Genomic DNA, 18,871 nt, shown 5'->3' on the forward strand with positions numbered 1-18,871 from the left:
GCACAGTCCCTGAAAGTGACCTTCAGAGCATGCGGGATCCTGCCGCCTTCCCGGCCTTCACGGCAGGCGGTACGGCGGCCCTCAGGCCGTGGCGCCCGCTGCTCGCGCGACTCCCATGACGTAGTCGCCGTAACCGGATTTCGCCAGCTTCGCGCCGAGCGCGTAGCACTGGTCCGCGTCGATGTAGCCCATCCGCAGCGCGACCTCCTCCAGGCAGGCGATCCGGATCCCGGTGCGGTGTTCGAGCACCTGCACGAACTGCCCCGCCTCCAGCAGCGAATCGTGCGTGCCGGTGTCGAGCCAGGCGAACCCGCGCCCGAGGTCGACGAGCTTCGCCCTGCCCTGGCGGAGGTAGGTCAGGTTCACGTCGGTGATCTCCAGCTCACCGCGCGCGGACGGCGAGAGCCCGCGTGCGATCTCGACCACTTCGCGATCGTAGAAGTAGAGCCCGGTGATCGCCTTGTTCGACCTCGGCTGTGCGGGTTTTTCCTCGATGGACAGCAGTTTCCCGTTCGCGTCCATCTCGCCGACGCCGTACCGCTGCGGGTCCTTCACCCCGTAGCCGAACAGCACGCAACCGTCCAGTGTGGACACTTCGCGCTGCATGATGCCCGCGAAGCCGAGCCCGTAGAAGATGTTGTCGCCGAGTACCAGCGCGACGTCGTCGCCGTCGATGAAGTCCGCGCCGATGACGAACGCCTCGGCGAGGCCGTTGGGACTGGGCTGGACGGCGTAGGTCAGGTTCACCCCGAACTGGCTGCCGTCGCCGAGCAGCCGTTCGAAGTCCGGCAGGTCCGACGGCGTGGAGATGATCAGGATGTCGCGGATCCCGGCCAGCATGAGCACCGAGATCGGGTAGTAGACCATCGGCTTGTCGTACACCGGGAGCAGCTGCTTGGACACCACCTGGGTGATCGGGTGCAGCCGTGTGCCGCTGCCCCCCGCCAACACGATCCCCTTCATCGCACCCGTCTCCTCCCGATGTCCGCCCGCGCCGCACGCGAGCGTAACCGAACCGGGTGCGGGGCCAGGGTCAGGCGGCCGGGCCCTTGCCGAAGAACGCCGTGCAGGTGTCGCCGACGTACTCGTTCGCGATCTGCAGCACGTTCTTGCCGCCGTCCACCGGCAGCAGCGTCGAACTGTAGTTCGGGCACGGGTCGTTGACCGGCTTGGCGATCTCCACCGGCGCGGGCACCGGGTACCACGGCCCGTTGCCGAAGTTGTCGTTCGCCAGCAGCGTCTTCCCGTTGCCCGGCAGCGGTGTCCCGGCGGGGTTGACGTAGATCTGCCCCACCATCAGCAGCCGCGTCCCGTTCGGGCCGCCGGGGAACAGGGTGACGGTCTGCGCGTGCTGGAAGTGGTTGCCCTCGGCGGTGCCGATCTGGGTGCCCGGCGCGCCGGGGTCGCCGAAGTTCGCGCCGTCCGGCGAGATCTTGAAGTACGGGTCGCAGTACCGCTTCCCGTAGTTGCAGATCTCGTAGCCGAAGTAGAACTGGCCGTCCGGCAGCCTGCGCACGATCGGCATGCCCGGCCGCACGCGGTCCGGCGGGATCGCCATCGTGCGCTGCTTGGTACCCCAGGTGAGGCCGTCGGCCGACGCGACCCGGTTCAGCACCTGCGCGAACCGCGGCGCCTCCGTCTCGTCGGCGTAGTGCAGCCACAGCGTGCCGCCCGCGTCGACGTTCAGCTCCGGCTCCCAGACGCCGTCGGTGTTGTGCGAACGCGCCGCTTCGGACAGGAAGGTCCAGTTCCGGCCGCCGTCGCGGCTCGACCACAGCTTGATCCCGACCCGGCGGTTGAAGCCGCCGTTCTGGCCGTAGCTCGCGGCCCAGATCAGCGTGCCCTCGCGGAGCCTGCCGACCTTCCGCGGCAGCTCGTAGAGGGTGCCGCAGCACATGCCCGCCGCACCTTCCGGGTCGCGGATCTCGCCGATCTTCTGGAAGCTGCCGCCCTCGTCGGTGCTCTCGAACACCGGCGTGAGCTTCATGTTCGCGTCCTGCGAGGTCATCGCGGCGACGATGTGGCCCTGCCTGCTCGGCGTCGCGTGCTGGAGCCGGATCAGCCGTGGGTACTCGCCGGGGCCGAGCGGCTGGCGTTGCGCCGCCCCCGCTGGTGTGGGTGACACCAACGTGGTCACGGCGAGTAGCGACATCAGCAGAGCTGCGAGGTTTCCCAGGCGGCGCATCTTGACCCCTTCACGGCGTGGCGACCCAGGGATTACACCACTCAGTGACACGGTTCGCTGAATTTCCACCCGATTCGAGCAAGTTCCCTGGCAGGGATTTTCCGCCCCGGTTGGTCTACATGTGGTCTAGTCCATTCACTCTTTCCGGTGTTAACCTCCGGTAATTGCCTGCGCACATGGGGGTGCACGATGGTCCTGTCCGGCAGATCGACCAGGCTCTTCGTCACGGGTTTGACGGCGCTGTCCGTCCTCGTGGCCCCGGCGGCCACGGCCGCGCCCGAGACGGCCGCCGTACCGAAGGTCTGGCCGGTACCCCAGCAGGTCGACGCCGGACGAGGCGCGCTCACCGTCCCCGCGACGGTCGGTGAGGTGCTCGGTGAGCACGCCGACCCGGCCGCGGTCGCCGTCGTCGAGCAGGCGCTGCGGGGTGCCGGTGCGAAGCGGTTCGTGCCCGGCCCCGCCGAACTCACCGTCTACCTGGGCGGACCCGCGACGGACGCGCTCGGCCGCCTCGGCGTCCAGGGCCCCGGCGGGCTCCCTTCGGGCGGTTACGCGCTGGCCGCGGACCGCGCCAGCGGCACGCTCGCGCTGTCCGGCGCCGACGCCCGCGGCACGTTCTACGCCGCGCAGACGCTCCGGCAGCTCGTCACCGGGCACCGGATCCCGCAGGTCAAGGTGCGGGACTGGCCCGCGATGCCGTTGCGCGGGGTGATCGAAGGCTTCTACGGCGCGCCGTGGTCGCAGGCCGACCGGCTCGCCCAGCTCGACTTCTACGGCCGCACCAAGCAGAACATCTACGTCTACTCCCCGAAGGACGACCCGTTCCTACGTGCGCGGTGGCGCGACACGTACCCCGCGGACAAGCTCGCGGAGATCAAGGCGCTCGTCGACCGCGGCGCGGCGAACCACGTCGACTTCACCTACGCGCTCTCGCCGGGGCTGTCGATCTGCTACTCCGACCCGGCGGAGACCACCAAGCTGGTCGCCAAGTTCCAGTCCATGTGGGACATCGGCGTGCGCTCGTTCGCGATCCCGCTCGACGACATCTCGTACACGAAGTGGAACTGCGACGCCGACGCCGCGAAGTTCGGCACCGGCGGCGCCGCGGCGGGTGCCGCGCAGTCGTTCCTGCTCAACGCCGTGCAGAAGCAGTTCATCGCCACCCATCCCGGCATCGACAAGCTGCAGATGGTGCCGACCGAGTACTACGACCTCGCCGACTCCGGGTACAAGACCGCGCTGCGCACCCAGCTCGACCCGCGGGTGGTCGTCGAATGGACCGGCGTCGGCGTGATCGCGCCGACGATCACCGCGGACCAGGCGAAGCAGGCGCACCAGGTGTTCGGGCACGACATCCTGGTCTGGGACAACTACCCGGTCAACGACTACATCACCGACCGGCTCCTGATGGGCCCGTACGTCGGCAGGGAACCGGGCATCGCGGGCCAGCTCGCCGGTGTCACGGCCAACCCGATGGTGCAGGCGGAGTCGTCGAAGATCGCGGAGTTCACCTCGGCCGACTTCATGTGGAACCCGAAGGCCTACGACCCGGACGCCTCGTGGCGCGCCGCGCTGGCGGACCTCGGCGGGCGTGCCGTGGCGCCGCTGACCGTGTTCTCCGAGAACAACTACGCGGGCGCGCTGGACCGCGTCCCCGGCAAGCCGGACCAGGACTCGCCGGTGCTGCGGCCGCTGCTCGACGCGTTCTGGTCGGCGCTGGACGGCCACGGCGACCTGCTCGGCGCGACCTGGCGGCTCGACGACTACCTGCGCAAGCTCGCGTCGAACCCGGCCGACCTGCGGAAGGGGATGGCGGGCAACCCCGCGTTCCTCGACGAGATCGGCCCGTGGCTGGACAAGCTGGGCCTGCTCGGCGACGCCGGGCGGCACGCGGTGAAGATGCTGCTCGCGCAGCGCTTCGGCGACAATGCGGGCGCGTGGGCGGAACGCCGTGCCACCGCGGGCCGCTACGCCCGCGCCCAGGCCATCGTCGTGCAGACCGCGCGCGGCACGAAGCAGCCGCTGCCCTGCCTGTTCGTGTGCACGCCCTTCCTGGACAAGGCGCTGAGCAAGGTCGACACGTCGTTCGGCGTGCCGCTGCGGCCCGTCGCGACCACCGCGGGACTCGGCACGTTCCAGGACAACGCGCCGTCGCGGATGGTCGACCGCGACGACGGCACGTTCTACTGGAGCGACTGGAACCCGCCTGCCGGCAGCAGCGTCGGCGTCGACCTCGGCGCGGTGAAACCGGTGGGCCACGTCGAGATCAAGATGGGCAATCCCAAGAGCCCCAACGACTACGTGCACCACGGCGTGCTGGAGTACTCGGCCGACGGGAACTCCTGGACGCAGGCGGCCACCGCGACGGACCAGCCGGTGGTGAGCGCGGACCTGCCCGCGGGCGCGACGGCGCGGTACGTGCGCCTGCGGGTCACCGCGACCCAGGAGTTCTGGGTGGTGGTGCGGGAGTTTTCGGTCGGCACGCTGGACAACCCGCCGCTCGCGGTCACCGGCGGCCCCGCCGGGAACCTGCCCGCGGCCGCCGACGGCGACGCGAGCACTGTCTACACGGGAGTGTCGCCCGCCCCGGGTGAGGCGTTGACCGTCACGGCCGCTTCCGCGCGCGCACTCGACCGCGTCACCGTGCTCGCCTCGGACCCGGCACCGCGAGCGGAGATCCAGGTGGGCTCCGGTGGCCAGTGGCGCACGGTCGGGTTCCTGGCCGGGGCTTACACGTCCGTGCGGACCGACGGCCGCCCCGCCGACGGCGTCCGGCTCGTGTGGCGAGCGGGCTCGCCCGCGCCGCGGATCAACGAGATCGTCCCGCGCTTCCGCTGATCTGCTTCAGGTAGGACACCGTGCTGAGGTCGTGCAGACCGAGGTCGCCGAGCACTTGCTTGATCGCTTGAAGGGCTTCTCGCACCTCACTTTCGCCGGTGACGCATTCGAGTTCGAGGAACGTGCGGCCGGGCAGTTCGGCGATCTCGGCGACGGTGGCGAGCAGCGCGCGGCCGTCGTGGGTGAACCGGTAGTTGGTGCAGTGCTTGGTCAGTGCCGCGGTCTCGCGGAGCCCGAGCGCGGTGAAAACGGTGTGCAGCGTTTCCGCGCTGCCCGCGGTGGTTTCGTGCTCGGGCTTCGACCCGTCCGCGTCGATGGCGGGCTCCTTGAACGTGAGGAGCACTTCGCCGGTGCTGATCCTCCGGACCCGGAGCTTGAGGCCACGACCGGCGAGTCCCCGGTCGGCGTCGTCGTAGTAGGTGTCGGCGTACGTGCACGTTTCGGCGACGGCGCGGCGGGAAAGCTCGGCGTGCAGGCCCGCGGGATCGTGCACGAACGCGGTCAGTTCCGCCTCGACCTGGTTGGCTGTGCCCATGGGTCCCTATCGTGCCGACCTCGCCCGCGTCTATCGAGAAGCCCTCGGCTTTCACGCGGACCAGTCTCGACGGTGGCCACGCATTCGGCACCGAAACCTTTCCGGGCGGCGTGGTCGCGCTCACTAACCAGGTCTGACGGCGCTCACGACTTCGAGCCGCGTCCGGCCTGGTGTGGCCGACCGGGCGCGGCTCGCTCGGTGGAGTGCGTGCTGATCAGCGGTAGTTCGTGAACTGCAGTGCGATGCCGAAGTCCTTGCCCTTGAGCGAGGAGATCACGTCCTGCAGGTGGTCCTTCTTCTTGCCGGACACGCGGAGCTGGTCGCCCTGGATCTGCGCCTGCACGCCCTTGGGGCCCTCGTCGCGGATGAACTTCGCGATCTCCTTGGCCTTGTCCGAGGCGATGCCCTGCAGGATCTTGCCGGTGAGCTTGTAGATCTTGCCGGAGATCGCGGGCTCGTCCGCCTCGAACGCCTTCAGCGAGATGCCGCGCTTGATCAGCTTCTCCTTGAACACCTCGACCCCCGCGAGCGCGCGCTCCTCGGTCTCGGACTCGATCACCAGCGACTCCTCGCCGGACCAGTCGATCTTGGTGCCGGTGCCGCGGAAGTCGAAGCGCGTGGACAGCTCCTTGCTCGCCTGGTTCAGCGCGTTGTCCACCTCCTGGCGGTCGACCTTGCTCACCACGTCGAAAGAGGGATCAGCCACGTGTTCTCACACCTCGTACTCGGGTTTCAGGGTTGCCCGCCAGCCTAGCCGTATCCCGGTTGCGGACCGCCCCACGGCGTTGGGTACTCTCTTCGGTGGCTGGTGGCGACACCGGCTACGGCGAGTTGCCCGAGCGGCCAAAGGGATCTGACTGTAAATCAGACGGCTCAGCCTTCGGGGGTTCGAATCCCTCACTCGCCACAGCAGGCGAAACGCCCCGCTGACCTGCACTAACGCAGGACAGCGGGGTTTTTTCGTCGCACCGTCGCGGGTAGCTGTGTGTGACGGTTTGAAAGGCAATACGTGGGCAAGCCCGTTCGGGTCAAGGCGGCCCTGAAGGAGCACGCTCGGATCTCTTGCGAGGTGTGCGGGTTCGACTTCGAACACACTTACGGTGATCGGGGTGCCCGGTACATCGAGTGCCACCATGCGATCCCCCTCCACGTGTCCGGTGAGACGACCACGCGGCTGAGCAATCTCGTGCTGTTGTGCGCGAACTGTCATCGCATGATCCACCGAGGCGCGAAGTGGATCACGCCAGATGAGCTGCGGGCCCTCGTGGGACATCGTTGATCGGCGGAAGCCGTACCAGTAAGTGGAACCCGACTTAGGTATGTGGTCCGATTTGCCCCGCGCTGCCACGCTTTGACGACGTGGACATGAGGAGGGGCCGGCATGAAGGTGTGGGCGGCGATCGTCAGCGCGGTGCTGATCGGCACGGTGGTTCCGGTGGCCGCGAACGCGGCTGAGAGCCCGCCGGCCGCGAAGGCCCAGGCCAAGGCGCCGCTTCCCGGTGCGGCGAAGAACGTCGAGCTGCGCAAGGCGCTGCCGGAGACCGAGGGCGCGATCTCGATCAACTTCCTCGACTACCAGCACCGCGACGTGATGTTCGTGAGCGGGAAGTTCGGCCTGCGCACCTACGACGTGTCCGACCCGGACGAGCCGGTGCTGCTGGACCACCTGACCAAGCAGGAGCTGGCGCTGCCCGGTGACGACGTGGCCCAGCGGTTCTGGGAGAACGAGGACGTCAGCGTCGACCCGCAGCGCAAGCTGGTGTTCCTCGCGCGGGAGCGCACCGCGTTCGGGCGGCAGGGCGGCGCGGAACGGCCCACCGGCGTCTACATCGTGTCCGCGGCCGACCCGGCGGACCTGCGGTTGCAGAGCTTCGCGCCGATGGGCACCGGGCACATCACCACCTGCGTCAACGACTGCCGCTACCTGTGGACCACCGGCTACGACGGCACACCGTCCACCGATCCGGACACCTACCGCCGCTCGGGCAAGGTGTTCGTCACCGATATCCGGGATCCGCGCAACCCGAAGACGCTGCCGACCTACGTGGACCTCAACCGGAACCAGGGCCAGACCCACATGACCCACGACGTGCAGGTGGACGCGGCCGGGATCGCCTGGGTGGCGGGCACCGGCGGCACTCGCGGGTACCACACCCGCGGCTGGCACCGGGATCCGCTGACGAAGCGCTTCCGCGAGGCGACCGCGATCGACCCCGTGCCCTACGCGGGCGGCGGGGTCTCGAAGGCCACCATGCCCACCGCGTTCTCGCACAACTCGTTCCGTCCCGTCGGCCGCACCCTTTCCGACGGTCCGCGGCCGACGCGGGAAAACCCGGCCGGCAGCCTGCTGCTGCACACCGAGGAGGCGTTCGGCTCGCCGACCTGCAAGGACCAGGGCCGGTTCGTGATCTCGTCGCTGAAGGGATCGGACCAGGGCCAGTCGTGGCGCGCCACGCCGGAAAAGCCGTTCGAGCTGCGCACGGTCGGTGTGTGGACGCCGGACGACCAGGAAGGCACCATCCCCGGCCCTGGCACGTTCTGCTCGGCGCACTACTTCGACGTGCAGAAGCGGATCGTGGCGTACTCCTGGTACGAGCAGGGCACCCGCTTCCTGGACATCAGCAACCCGGCCAAGCCGATCCAGATCGCCTACTGGCGGCCGGAAGGGGCCACCTCGTTCGCGCCGTACTGGCACAAGGGCAGGGTGTTCCTCGCGGACCTGTCCCGTGGCGTGGAGGTCCTCTCGCTGACTCCGGGCGCGCACCAGGCGCAGAGCACCGGCACCAACGTGACGCTGCGGACCACGCCGGGCGAAGCGGTCGCACGGCCCGCCGGTGAGGTCCGCAACCGGCTTCCGCTGGTGCCCGATCCGGACTACGGGGCCGCCTGCCCGATGCTCGAAGGCCGTGAATGCGAGCCGGGATCGCTTTCCTGCTGCTAAGGGACCCGAGCCGCTCGGCTACCTCGGCAACGAAACGCACTGGTACCCGGTGGCCTGGTGCCGCTCGCGCGACGCCGCGAGGACCTCGATATCTCGCACGGTGTCGTCCGCCAGCTCAGCTCGACCTGATTTTCTCCTATGCTGAGCCGGTGAAAAGAGGGCTCGCGGCCGCGGTGCTCGTGGTGTCGCTCGCTGCGTGCGGCCGTGCCGCGGAACCCGCCGCGGCCACCTGGACGACGAGCGCCGCGCAGGTGACCGGGGCGCGTCCCGGCCCGGCACCGAACACGGCGGTGCTCGAGGTCGTCCTCCCCGCCGGCGGCGAGGACTGCGCGAAGGACCTGCGGGTCGAGATGCTCACCGAGGAGAACGGCACCGTCCACGCGAACGTGGTGTTCTCGTCGCGGAGTTCGAGCGCGGTCGGCGCCTGCCCGGCTAAGGTGCGGGCCGAAACGACGCTGAGCACACCGGGTCCGCTCGGCGACCGGCCGCTCATGCTCAATTCGATGGACGTGTGGCACCGGCTCGGCGCCACCTACGGCCGGTGCGACGAGCACCTCGGCTGCGCGCCGCCCGCCGATCACTGCGCCGAAGCGTGGATCGACAAGACGACTTTCGACGCGGACGTGCCGGTCAAGCACCTGAACGGCGCTCGGGACGTGCGCGCCTGCGACGGCACCTGGCTCGTCCTCGACCTCAACCGGCACGTCGGCGGCTGCCCGCCCGCCGACGGCGTCCCCGCGTGCTCGGCGACCGGCACGGCGAACCGCGTGGTCTACCGGTGGAACGGCACGCACTGGGGCTCGGTCGCCGGAGTCAAGGGCGCCGGGTGCGACGAGATCAAGACGCGGCTCCCGGAATTCCCGTCGGTGCTGTGCGACCGGCTGCCGTCACCCTGAAGTCACGGCGTCTCGTGCCCGCCGGCCGCGAAGTTCTGCCCACCGGAACCGCCACCGGGCGAGTCGTCGGACGCGCCACCGCCGAGCAGCCCGCCCTGCTCGGCGAACCGCGGCATCGACGCCAGCAGCGCCGGTTTTCCGTACAGCGCCACCAGCATGCCGACGTCCCGCCCGCCGGGCGGGTGCCGCGCCCGTAGCGCGCGCAGGGTGCGCCGCCCGGCGAAGGTCCGGCGCGGCACGAGCCACAGGACGACCGCGACGGCGATCGCGCACGCGAGCGGCGGCACGGGGCCGCCCTGGCCCAGCCGCAGTGCCGCGAGCGCGATCGCGGCGAGCAGGAGCAGCCGCAGGACCACCCAGCGCCAGGCCGGGAGCAGCGCGCCCGAGGACACCAGGTCACCGCGGAGGCCCGCGAGCATCCGCCGGACCGGTGGCCGCTGGACGAGCGAGCGCGGGCTCATCGACCCGTGCAGTGCGCCGAACACGATGCGTTCCGCGGGATCGGCGCCGCGGGGGAGTGAGCCGTCGCGGCGGACGGTGCCCTGCCGCGCGGCGACCACGGCGCGCCGCAGATGCAGCTCCGCGAGCGCGGTCACGACCGTCGCCCGCGCGCCGCGGCGGAGGTAGGCGACGGCCGCGGGCCGGTGTTCCGCCACCGCCTGCCAGCCCCCGCGCGCCACCCGCGTCACGACGGCCAGCGCGAGCGCGGTCGCGACGGTGACGAGGTACGGATCGCCCATGACCGCTGATGATCCCCTGACTTGCCGCGGCGACGCGGAACTGATGCCAGACTGACACCCGTGGAGCTCGCGCAGACATTCGCTTGGCAAGGCAGGACGGTGGCGTGGGATCGGCTCGGTGCCGGGCCACCGGTGGTGTTCTGCCACGGCACGCCGTGGTCGTCGCTGCTGTGGTCGTCGTTCGCGAAGGCGCTCAGCCACGAGTTCACCGTGTACGTGTGGGACATGCCCGGCTACGGACAGTCCTCAAAGGACCCGGCGCACGCGGTCGACCTCGGCACGCAGGGCGAGGTGTTCGCCGCGCTGCTGCGGGAGTGGGGGCTCGGAGAGCCGCACGTGATCGCGCACGACTACGGCGGCGCGGTGTCCCTGCGCGCGCATCTGCTGCACGGCGCGAAGTACGCGTCGCTGGCGCTCGTCGACGTGGTCGCGTTGCGGCCGTGGGGATCGGACTTCTTCCGGCTGGTGGCCGGGAACTCCGATGTGTTCGCGGCGCAGCCCCTCGCCGTGCACCGGGGCGCGCTGGAGGCATACATCTCGGGCGCGAGCCACCGGGGGCTGACGAAGTCGCAGTTGGACGGTCTCACCGGGCCGTGGCTCACCGAGGATGGCCGAAGCGCCTTCTACCGCCAGATCGCGCAGGCGGACGAGCGGTTCACCGCGGAGGTCGAGGACCGCTACTCCACAGTGGACATTCCGGTCAAGGTCATCTGGGGCACCGACGACACCTGGATCCCGGCGGACCGGGCCGCCCGCCTCGGGGACCTGATCCCGGGCGCGAGCGTGGAACTCATCGGGGGCGCCGGGCACCTGATCCAGTACGACGCGCCGGTGGAACTCGCGACCGCGCTGCACCGCTGGCTCGCGGCACAGCGGGCGCCGCTCTGACGCGCGTTGTCCCAGCGGGGCTCCGCGTGCCCCAAGGGCACCTCCGGGACATCAGCATCGCCATGCCGCGCGCCGCGACGGGCGAGATCGCGGCGTCGGATTCTGTCGGCCTACCCGATCTCGCCGGTAAATGCGTTGCGGCGCGGTCGTTCTTCGCGCGATCCTGGTCCGGCACACCGTGAGGCCAACCAGGGGATGGAGGAGGCCCGGCGGGCGAGCGTCGAGGCGCGCCCGCCGGGTTCGAGGTGATCGCCACGCTACCGGCGGAGCTTCGAGGTCGCCCGTGGATCGATCGATCCGGGCGGCCCTCCCCGGTCAGGTTCCCGGCGGGGGCACCAGGTTCAGCGCCACCGAGGTCATCGACGGGACGTCCGCGGGATCGGCGGCGTGCAGCAGGCCCAGCACCACGCCGGCGTAGCCGTTCATCAGGCCGCTCCGCCGGTCGAGCGGGTTCGGCACCCGGTCGGCGAGCACCCGCGCGGCGACGCCGCGGGCGAGGCGGCGCCCGCGAAGGCCCCATTCCTCCTCGCCGGTCATGATCGCGGCGTCGATCAGGAGCGCGGCCACCCCGAGATCACCGTCGCAGAGGTTGAGCACCGAACCGGCCCCGTGGGACGCGCTCGTCGCGACCGCCGTGCGCAGCCGTTCCCGGTCGCCGCCGAGCCCGAGGTGCGTTTCCAGTGCCAGCGCCATGCCGATGCCGGCGGTGCCGTTGCACCAGGTCGTCCGCACCGGCCCGTCGGCACCGAAGCGGAGATCGCGCCACCCCTCGCCGGGGACGAACTGCTCCTCCTGCCAGGCGGAGAGCCGCCCGGCAGGGCCGAGCGCGCCGGGAAACCCTTGACCGGCAAGGATCTTCAGCGCCAGGACCAGACCGGCGGTGCCGTGCGCGAACCCGGTCAGCCCGCGCCCTGACGTGCCGTGCCACCAGGAACCGCCCGACGCGGCCGCGGTCAGCAGCCTGGCCGCGCACGCCTGCCAGGCAGCGGAGTCCGTGTCGATCGCGCGGAGCACGAGGATCGCACCGGCGACCCCGAAGTGCACGTCGGGTGCGAGCGAGTCGTCCGAGGCACCGGCCAGTGTGGACAGTGCCCGCGCGACCCGGTCCGCCAGCGCCGGATCCGGGTTCCTGCGGTCGACGAGCGCGGCGGCGGCCAGGTGCCCCGCCGCGCCCGCGAACGCCCCGAGCGAGGCCGGAACGGGTGTCCGCAGCCAGCTTTCCAGGACGTCGTCGCGCAGGCTCGCGATCCGGGAATCACCGGTGCGGTGGGCGAGTTCGGTGCACGCGAGCGCGATACCGGGCAGCCCGCGGTACAGCGAATCGTCGCTCGGGCCGACGTGCCAGTCCTGCCCGCCGACGGAGGAGATGTCGAGCCAGCTCACACCCGCGGGAGTGCGGCGGGCGGAGCGGCGCAGCGCGAGCCCGGCGGCCAGCGCGCCGTCGAGGAGGTCCGCTTCACCGGAGTCCGAAGTGGATGCCGGAAGGAACGGGGCGTCGCGGTTGAACCGGTCGGTCAGCAGGCACGCCCGTACCAGCGCGGCCTCCGCGGACACCGATTCCTCGTTCAGAGAGCGGATCTTCTCCCGTGCTCTGTCCACGGGAGACCGGTCGAGAGTGCACACCGGTACCCCTGCGCAGCGAACCTCCACATCGGACGCGTCGACCTCGGTGAGCGGAATGTCCCCGGCGAGCAGGTCCGCGACCTCGGCCGCGACGAGCGCGGGACGCGGGCGGTCGCCGTCGAGCGCGAGCTGTCCGAAGTGGTCGCGTCGCGCGTCCGGGTCGCACAGCAGTGCGGGGTGATCGGCTTTGCCGAGCAGCTCGGCGTACCGGTAGGTCGGGCGCACGAGCACGCGCAGCGGCTGCCCGGTGAACACCGAGAGCGGGGAGTCCGGTCCGAGCAACCGGTCCCGGTGCGCGGCCACGTTCCCCGCCGCGGCGAGGAATCCCGCGACCACGTCCTCGTGCAGCGTGTCCCGTTCGGCGGCCGGTGCCGAAGACAGAAACTCGGCGAGCACACCGACGTTCGGCGCGCCGTCGAACGGCCGCGCGCCGGGCAGCATGCTGGTGCTGAGGACGCTGTCGTGCACGGCCTGGGCGCCCGGTTCACCCGCGATCAGGATCGGGTCGGTGCCCAGCGGGGTCTCCAGGTCGACGAGCACCGGTCGCGTCCCGTCGCCGACGACGTTCTCGTGGTGCAGATCCGTACCACCCAGTGTCCACAGGACCGCGAGCGCGCGTCCGAGCCGCACCGCGTACGCGCGCCGGTCCCGGCACGGCCGGTGCTCGATCCAGCGCGCCCAGCCGTAACCGTTGCCCGGCAGGAGATCGGGAGTGCGCACTTCGGACTCGCCGATGGCGGCGCAGAACCGGGCGAACGCCGCGGCGATACCGACCGGCCTCGGCCGGTAGGCGAACCGGGCACCGCTCCGGTCGGTGATCGCGGCCACCGACCGCGCTCCGTGGTGCGAGTCGCCGAGCCCGGCCGTGACCGCGACGGGACGGAGCGGGCGGTCCAGTCCGAGCCAGCCGGTGAGCGGATCACGGTCGGTGAGCAGCCTGGTGGCCAGCTCCGCGCACGCTTCCGCCCAGCCGCGCAGGCGAGCGGTGGCGAGGTCGCGGAGCGGGCCGAAGGTGTCGAGCGCGGTTCGCCAGTCCTCTTTGTCCTGACGAAGGGCTTGTGCGAGTTCCGTTGTGCCGGCAGGGGATTCCGGTCCCATCGCGGTCAGCAGAGCCGACAGCGCGGCCTCCGCCGACGCGGTGAGATCGGCGGGCTGGCGCGCCGTGCCGAGGTCGAACACTTCGAGCGCTTCCCCCGGCAGTTCCGCCCGCACCGCGGTTACAGCGGTTTCCTTGACCGGTAACAGAAACAGCTCGCCAGCCGACGAGCTACGCACGGTTAGTTTCCGATTCACCACCTTGACACCCTAGCCGCAGGCGAGCAACATTGGGCCGGTCAGCGCTGAAGAGCGCTCTGGGTGACCTGGGGTTTTCGCTACATCGCGCCGTGCGGGGCGATCTCGGCACGGCCTGAGGAAAGGTGCGAAAAATGAGTCTGAGCTTGGCGAGCGATCGCATCAGGGAATGGGCGCGGGAAAACGCCGACGACCGGGAAATGCTGTTCGGCCCGGTGCCCGAGAAGCGGGCGATGACCACGCCCGAGATGACCATCATGTCCAGCTATGCCACGTACTGGCACCCCGGCCCGCCGCCGTACGCCTACCCCTGCTGCGACTGACCACCCGGCGGAAACGCGCTCACCCGTGACCCGCGCCCCCGGCCCGGCGGGTCACGGGTGAGCGGTCAGATATCCGCCCATGGCGCGGAAGTACTCCGTTGCGGCGAGTTCGGTGCCGTCCTCGGTGCGCACGCGCTCGATCCGGAGCCCCCGGCTGCGCCCGCGGCGTGCTTCGGTCCCGGCGACGATGACGATGCCGTCGCCCTCCTTGATGAAGATCCGGCCCGGCGTGCCGCCGTAGCAAGCGTCCGAAACGGACGCGCGCACGATCCTGATCCGCTGTCCTTTGTGGAACGTGAACGCGTTCGGGTACGGATCGGACTGCGCGCGCACGAGCCGTTCGATGTCCTCGGCAGGCCACGTCCAGTCGATCCGGCTGTCTTCGATCGCGCGCTTGTGGAAGAAGCTGGCCTTGGCCCGGTCCTGCGGTGTCCAGTCGCGGCGGCCGCCGGCGATGAGCGCGAGCGCGTCGGTGACGATCGGGCCGATCAGGTCCACCGTCCGGTGGAAGAGGTCCGTCGTGGTGTCGGCGGGCCCGACCTCGATCGCGCGCTGCAGCACGATGTCACCCGCGTCGAGACCGTCGTCCATCATGTGGGCGGTCACGCCCACCTCGGGCTCGCCGTTGATGACGGCCCAGATCAACGGGGAAAACCCGGCGTACGCGGGCAGTAGCGAGTCGTGCACGTTGAGCGTGCCCAGCGGCGGCAGGCCGTAGATCTCGGGCGGCAGCCAGGTTCGCCAGTTGTTCGCGACGATGATGTCCGGCTCGGCCTCCTTGAGCGCGGCCCGCAGCTCCTCGTCGTCGGGCCGGTTGCGCAGCAGCACCGGCACACCGTGCCCGGTGGCGAGATCGGCGACGGAGTCGGACCAGATCTTCTCGTACACGTGCTCGCTCTTCGGGTGCGTCACCACCAGCACGACCTCGTGTTCGGAGTCCAGCAAGGCCTTGAGCGTCCGGTGTCCCCAGGTCTGGTACCCGAACATCGCGACCCGCATGGGTCTCCTCCCTTGACGAGACGGCATGAGCCGAGGTAGTTAAGCAAGGCTGCCCTTAATTAGCAACCAGTCACCCGCAGGACGAACATCACCCTCGAAAGTACTAGCTGAGGGTCGCCTTAGTTAGGTTAGGCTTTCCGCTGCCATACGTCGAGTGATGGGACAGGTATGCCAGCAGGAACGCCGCACGAGGATTCCGGACCGGGCGCGGAAGTCCCGGTGTACGACGTCATAGGGGTCGGCTTCGGGCCGTCGAACCTGGCGCTGGCGATCGCGCTGACCGAGCACAACGCGGGCAACGGCGATCCGGTCACCGCGCACTTCCTGGAGCGGCAGCCCGCGTTCGGCTGGCACCGCGGGATGCTCATCGAGGACGCGACCATGCAGGTCTCGTTCCTCAAGGACCTCGCCACCATGCGGAACCCGTCGAGCGGGTTCACCTTCCTCGCCTACCTGCACGACCGGGGCAGGCTCGTCGACTTCATCAACCACAAGAACCTGTTCCCGCTGCGGGTCGAGTTCCACGACTACTTCGAGTGGTGCGCGGCGAAGGTCGACGATCTCGTCTCCTACGGACACGACGTCACCGGCGTGCGCCTGGTCCGCGGCGAAGACGGCACGGTCGGCTACTTCGACGTGCGCGTGGCCAACGGCGAGACGTTCCGCGCGCGCAACCTCGTGGTGAGCACGGGACTGCGGCCGAACCTGCCCGACGGCGTCCGCACGAGCGAGAAGGTCTGGCACAACAACGAACTGCTGCACCGGGTCGCCGCGCTGCGCGAGCGGGACCCGTCCCGGTTCGTGGTGGTCGGCGCCGGCCAGAGCGCGGCCGAGGTGGCGGCGTTCCTGCACGACGAGTTCCCGCGCGCCGAGGTGTGCTCGGTGTTCGCGCGCTACGGCTACAGCCCGTCGGACGACAGTTCGTTCGCGAACCGGATCTTCGATCCCGAAGCCGTCGATGCCTACTACTCGTCACCGGAACCGGTGAAGCGCAGGCTGATGGACTACCACGGCAACACGAACTACTCGGCCGTCGACCTCGACCTGATCGACGAGCTGTACCGGCGGGTCTACCGCGAGAACGTGCTCGGGGTGCGGCGGCTGCGCATCTTCAACATGTCCCGTCCCGTCGAGCTGACCGAGACCGCGACGGGCGTGCGCGCCACCATCGAGGACCTGGCGACCGGCGAGCACACCGTGTTCGACGCCGACGTCGCCGTGTACTCCACCGGCTACCTGCCCGCGGACCCGTCCCCGTTGCTGGGCGAACTCGCCGAGCACTGCCGTCGCGACGACGACGGCAGGCTGTGCGTCACGCGGGATTACCGGCTGGAGACCGATCCCGCCGTGCTGGGCGGGATCTACCTGCAGGGCGGTACCGAGCACTCGCACGGCATCACCTCGTCCCTGCTGTCCAACACCGCGGTGCGGGTCGGGGAGATCCTCGACTCGATCATCGGCCGCAGGGAGCCTGCCGCGCCCGCCCCCGCCTACGCGGGCAGCGGAACCAGGTCCGAGTAGCGCGCCCGAACCGAACTGTCCATAAGGGACATCCGAAGTAGATCGCTCGAAGGGCGAGAACATGCACACCACCACAACCGTCAAGCGCGGTCTCGCGGGCCTGCTCGCGTTCGCGCTGGCCGCGACGCTCGCGGCTTGCGGGAACTCCGCCGATCCGGCACCACAGGCGCCCGCGGCAGGCCGGCAGGCAGGCGCCTTCCCGGTGACGATCGAGCACAAGTACGGCAGCACCGAGATCAAGAAGAAGCCGGAGCGGGTCGTCACGCTCGGCCTGACCGACCAGGAAGCCGTGCTGGCGCTGGGCGTCAAGCCGGTCGGCGCGGTGGACTGGTTCAAGGAGCGGCCCTACGGCGCGTTCCCGTGGACGTCGGCGCTGTGGGGCGGCACCCAGCCCGAGATCGTCGGCGAACGGGGTGACTTCAACTTCGAGAAGATCGCGTCGCTGCGCCCCGACGTGATCATCGCCCAGTACGCCGCGCTGCCGAAGGACCAGTACGACAAGCTGACGCAGATCGCGCCGACCGTCGCGCAGTCCGGCAAGTTCGCGGACTTCGCCACACCGTGGCGGGACATGACCGGCACCATCGGCAAGGCGCTCGGCCAGGAGCCGAAGGCGAAGGAGCTGATCTCCGGCGTCGACGCGAAGCTCGCGAAGGTGCGCCAGGAGCATCCCGAGTTCGCGGGCAGGACCGTTGCCGTCGCGGACACCACCGGGCAGGGCAAGTACGCCGCGTTCGCCGCGAACGACCCGCGCACGGTGCTGATGACCGAGCTGGGCTTCAAGGTGCCCCAGCAGATCGCGGACCTGACCAAGGACGGCAACCCGACCGAGTTCGGCACCGAGCGGCTCGACCTCGTCGACGTGGACAAGCTGATCTGGCTGACCTCCGACGCCGCGGCGCCCGCCCAGATCAAGGCCGAACCGCTGTACCAGAAGCTCAAGGTCGCGCAGGAGGGCCGCGCGGTGTTCCTGCCCTACAGCGAGCCGCCGATCGGGGCCGCGGTGACCTTCGCGACCGTGCTCAGCATCCCCTACGCGATCGACCAGAGCGTTCCGCTGCTGGCCGCGGCGACCAAGAAGTGAGGGTCGCGCGAGCGCTCGCCGTCGCGGCCGTGCTGGCCGCGACGGTGGTCGCGTGTGGACAGTCCACGAAGGACGCGGGCAGTGCGCCTGCCGCCGGTGTCTTCCCGGTTTCGGTCGCGCACAAGTACGGCACCACCGAGATCCGCACCGCACCGTCCAGGGTGGTCACACTCGGGCTGAGCGACCAGGACGCCGCGCTCGCGCTCGACGTCAAGCCGGTCGGCGTGGTCGACTGGTTCAACGAGCGCCCGTTCGGGAAATGGCCGTGGACCAAGGACAAGTGGGGCGGTTTCCAGCCCGAGATCGTCGGCGAGCGCGATGACTTCAACCTCGAGAAGATCGCCGCGCTGCGCCCTGACCTCATCGTCGCGCAGTACAGCGGGATGACGAAGGACCAGTACGACAAGCTGTCCAAGCTCGCGCCGGTGGTGGCGCAGCCTGCCGGGTTCAAGGACTACGGCGCGCCGTGGCAGGACATGGCGCGCGCGATCGGCAAGGCGCTCGGCCAGGAGCCGAAGATGGCCGGGCTGATCGACGCGATGGACCGCCGCTACGCCGAGGTCAGGGCGGCGCATCCCGAGTTCGCCACGCAGACGGTGGCGATCGCGGACACCTTCAAACCGGGCAGCTACGCGGTGTTCGCGCCGGACGACCCGAAGTCGCTGTTCCTGACCGGGATGGGCTTCAAGCTGCCGGAGAAGATCACTTCGCTGGCGGGCGACAAGAACGTCATCGAGTTCGGCACCGAGCGGACGGATCTGCTCGACGTCGACCGGCTGATCTGGCTGGCCTCCGACGAAGGTGCCGAGCCCCGGATCCGCGCGGACCCGCTGTACCAGCGCCTCGGCGTGGTCAAGGCCAAGCGGGACCTGTTCCTCAGCTACGAGAACCCACCGGTCGGTGCGGCGATCTCGTTCAACACGGTGCTTTCCATCCCCTACGCGCTCGACCAGGCGTTGCCGTCGATCGTGGCCGTCGGGAAGCAGTAGCAACACGGGAGTAGTC

General features: G+C 70.1%; 16 protein-coding genes and 1 tRNA gene. 10 read left to right on the forward strand and 7 right to left on the reverse strand.

Going from position 1 to position 18,871, the window contains the following annotated elements; translation table 11 throughout:
• Positions 1-81: 81 nt before the first annotated feature.
• Both rfbA and ABD256_RS06005 read right to left on the reverse strand, forming a co-directional pair.
• Complete coding sequence (rfbA, locus tag ABD256_RS06000; protein ID WP_344414335.1) at positions 82-963, reverse strand: glucose-1-phosphate thymidylyltransferase RfbA; 882 nt, start codon at positions 961-963, stop codon at positions 82-84.
• A 70-nt stretch (positions 964-1,033) separates the two neighbouring features.
• A complete protein-coding gene (locus ABD256_RS06005; RefSeq protein WP_344414337.1) occupies positions 1,034-2,185 on the reverse strand; it encodes a glycoside hydrolase family protein in 1,152 nt (383 codons plus the stop codon).
• Positions 2,186-2,374: 189 nt separating this feature from the next.
• Between ABD256_RS06005 and ABD256_RS06010 the strand changes: the two genes are divergently transcribed.
• Positions 2,375-5,023 carry a glycoside hydrolase family 84 protein gene (locus ABD256_RS06010; protein ID WP_344414339.1) on the forward strand — a complete coding sequence of 883 codons (2,649 nt, stop codon included), beginning with the start codon at positions 2,375-2,377 and terminating at the stop codon, positions 5,021-5,023.
• Here ABD256_RS06010 and ABD256_RS06015 read toward each other — a convergent pair.
• Positions 4,995-5,558, reverse strand: a complete 564-nt coding sequence (locus ABD256_RS06015; RefSeq protein WP_344414341.1) for a CYTH domain-containing protein — start codon at positions 5,556-5,558, stop codon at positions 4,995-4,997. The two genes, ABD256_RS06010 and ABD256_RS06015, sit on opposite strands and share 29 nt — an antisense overlap.
• Positions 5,559-5,772: 214 nt before the next feature.
• Positions 5,773-6,264, reverse strand: a complete 492-nt coding sequence (locus ABD256_RS06020; RefSeq protein WP_344414343.1) for a YajQ family cyclic di-GMP-binding protein — start codon at positions 6,262-6,264, stop codon at positions 5,773-5,775.
• 119 nt (positions 6,265-6,383) lie between these two features.
• Here ABD256_RS06020 and ABD256_RS06025 point away from each other — a divergent pair.
• The 4 genes from ABD256_RS06025 to ABD256_RS06035 all read left to right on the forward strand — a co-directional run bounded on the left by ABD256_RS06025 (position 6,384) and on the right by ABD256_RS06035 (position 9,395).
• Positions 6,384-6,465: transfer RNA gene (locus ABD256_RS06025), tRNA-Tyr, on the forward strand.
• 162 nt (positions 6,466-6,627) lie between these two features.
• Positions 6,628-6,837, forward strand: coding sequence for an HNH endonuclease (locus tag ABD256_RS44345; RefSeq protein WP_425546396.1), 210 nt, complete (start codon positions 6,628-6,630; stop codon positions 6,835-6,837).
• A 102-nt stretch (positions 6,838-6,939) separates the two neighbouring features.
• Complete coding sequence (locus ABD256_RS06030; protein ID WP_344414345.1) at positions 6,940-8,499, forward strand: LVIVD repeat-containing protein; 1,560 nt, start codon at positions 6,940-6,942, stop codon at positions 8,497-8,499.
• Between the two features lie 149 nt (positions 8,500-8,648).
• Positions 8,649-9,395: a hypothetical protein gene (locus tag ABD256_RS06035; RefSeq protein WP_344414347.1), complete on the forward strand. Its 747-nt coding sequence runs from the start codon at positions 8,649-8,651 to the stop codon at positions 9,393-9,395.
• A gap of 2 nt (positions 9,396-9,397) precedes the next feature.
• Here the strand turns inward: ABD256_RS06035 and ABD256_RS06040 are convergent, their stop codons facing one another.
• Complete coding sequence (locus tag ABD256_RS06040) at positions 9,398-10,135, reverse strand: TIGR04222 domain-containing membrane protein (protein ID WP_344414349.1); 738 nt, start codon at positions 10,133-10,135, stop codon at positions 9,398-9,400.
• Positions 10,136-10,195: 60 nt separating this feature from the next.
• Here ABD256_RS06040 and ABD256_RS06045 point away from each other — a divergent pair, with 60 nt between their 5' ends.
• Complete coding sequence (locus tag ABD256_RS06045; protein WP_344414351.1) at positions 10,196-11,023, forward strand: alpha/beta fold hydrolase; 828 nt, start codon at positions 10,196-10,198, stop codon at positions 11,021-11,023.
• Between the two features lie 315 nt (positions 11,024-11,338).
• Here the strand turns inward: ABD256_RS06045 and ABD256_RS06050 are convergent, their stop codons facing one another.
• Entirely contained in the window at positions 11,339-13,858 is a 2,520-nt protein-coding gene (locus ABD256_RS06050) for a DUF4135 domain-containing protein (RefSeq protein ID WP_344414353.1), read from the reverse strand.
• Positions 13,859-14,073: 215 nt separating this feature from the next.
• On the opposite strand from ABD256_RS06050, the gene ABD256_RS06055 reads away from it, so the two are divergent.
• Positions 14,074-14,262 (forward strand): hypothetical protein, encoded by a 189-nt coding sequence (locus ABD256_RS06055; protein ID WP_344414356.1) that lies wholly within the window; start codon positions 14,074-14,076, stop codon positions 14,260-14,262.
• Positions 14,263-14,313: 51 nt separating this feature from the next.
• On the opposite strand, the gene ABD256_RS06060 is transcribed toward ABD256_RS06055, so the two are convergent.
• Complete coding sequence (locus ABD256_RS06060; protein ID WP_344414358.1) at positions 14,314-15,261, reverse strand: methionyl-tRNA formyltransferase; 948 nt, start codon at positions 15,259-15,261, stop codon at positions 14,314-14,316.
• 168 nt (positions 15,262-15,429) lie between these two features.
• On the opposite strand from ABD256_RS06060, the gene ABD256_RS06065 reads away from it, so the two are divergent.
• The 3 genes from ABD256_RS06065 to ABD256_RS06075 all read left to right on the forward strand — a co-directional run bounded on the left by ABD256_RS06065 (position 15,430) and on the right by ABD256_RS06075 (position 18,855).
• Positions 15,430-16,782: a lysine N(6)-hydroxylase/L-ornithine N(5)-oxygenase family protein gene (locus ABD256_RS06065; protein ID WP_344414360.1), complete on the forward strand. Its 1,353-nt coding sequence runs from the start codon at positions 15,430-15,432 to the stop codon at positions 16,780-16,782.
• A 61-nt stretch (positions 16,783-16,843) separates the two neighbouring features.
• Complete coding sequence (locus ABD256_RS06070; protein ID WP_344414362.1) at positions 16,844-17,866, forward strand: iron-siderophore ABC transporter substrate-binding protein; 1,023 nt, start codon at positions 16,844-16,846, stop codon at positions 17,864-17,866.
• A complete protein-coding gene (locus ABD256_RS06075; protein ID WP_344414364.1) occupies positions 17,863-18,855 on the forward strand; it encodes an iron-siderophore ABC transporter substrate-binding protein in 993 nt (330 codons plus the stop codon). Before ABD256_RS06070 ends, ABD256_RS06075 begins: the two co-directional genes overlap by 4 nt.
• The last annotated feature ends 16 nt before the right edge of the window (positions 18,856-18,871 follow it).

This window comes from Amycolatopsis minnesotensis (genome assembly GCF_039529815.1).
GTDB lineage: Bacteria > Actinomycetota > Actinomycetes > Mycobacteriales > Pseudonocardiaceae > Amycolatopsis > Amycolatopsis minnesotensis.

Excerpts from the sequence above, each read along its gene's own strand:
- rfbA (WP_344414335.1), bottom strand. The coding sequence starts at position 963 with ATGAAGGGGATCGTGTTGGCGGGGGGCAGCGGCACACGGCTGCACCCG.
- ABD256_RS06005 (WP_344414337.1), bottom strand. The coding sequence starts at position 2,185 with ATGCGCCGCCTGGGAAACCTCGCAGCTCTGCTGATGTCGCTACTCGCC.
- ABD256_RS06010 (WP_344414339.1), top strand. The coding sequence starts at position 2,375 with ATGGTCCTGTCCGGCAGATCGACCAGGCTCTTCGTCACGGGTTTGACG.
- ABD256_RS06015 (WP_344414341.1), bottom strand. The coding sequence starts at position 5,558 with ATGGGCACAGCCAACCAGGTCGAGGCGGAACTGACCGCGTTCGTGCAC.
- ABD256_RS06030 (WP_344414345.1), top strand. The coding sequence starts at position 6,940 with ATGAAGGTGTGGGCGGCGATCGTCAGCGCGGTGCTGATCGGCACGGTG.
- ABD256_RS06040 (WP_344414349.1), bottom strand. The coding sequence starts at position 10,135 with ATGGGCGATCCGTACCTCGTCACCGTCGCGACCGCGCTCGCGCTGGCC.
- ABD256_RS06055 (WP_344414356.1), top strand. The coding sequence starts at position 14,074 with ATGAGTCTGAGCTTGGCGAGCGATCGCATCAGGGAATGGGCGCGGGAA.
- ABD256_RS06060 (WP_344414358.1), bottom strand. The coding sequence starts at position 15,261 with ATGCGGGTCGCGATGTTCGGGTACCAGACCTGGGGACACCGGACGCTC.
- ABD256_RS06065 (WP_344414360.1), top strand. The coding sequence starts at position 15,430 with ATGCCAGCAGGAACGCCGCACGAGGATTCCGGACCGGGCGCGGAAGTC.
- ABD256_RS06070 (WP_344414362.1), top strand. The coding sequence starts at position 16,844 with ATGCACACCACCACAACCGTCAAGCGCGGTCTCGCGGGCCTGCTCGCG.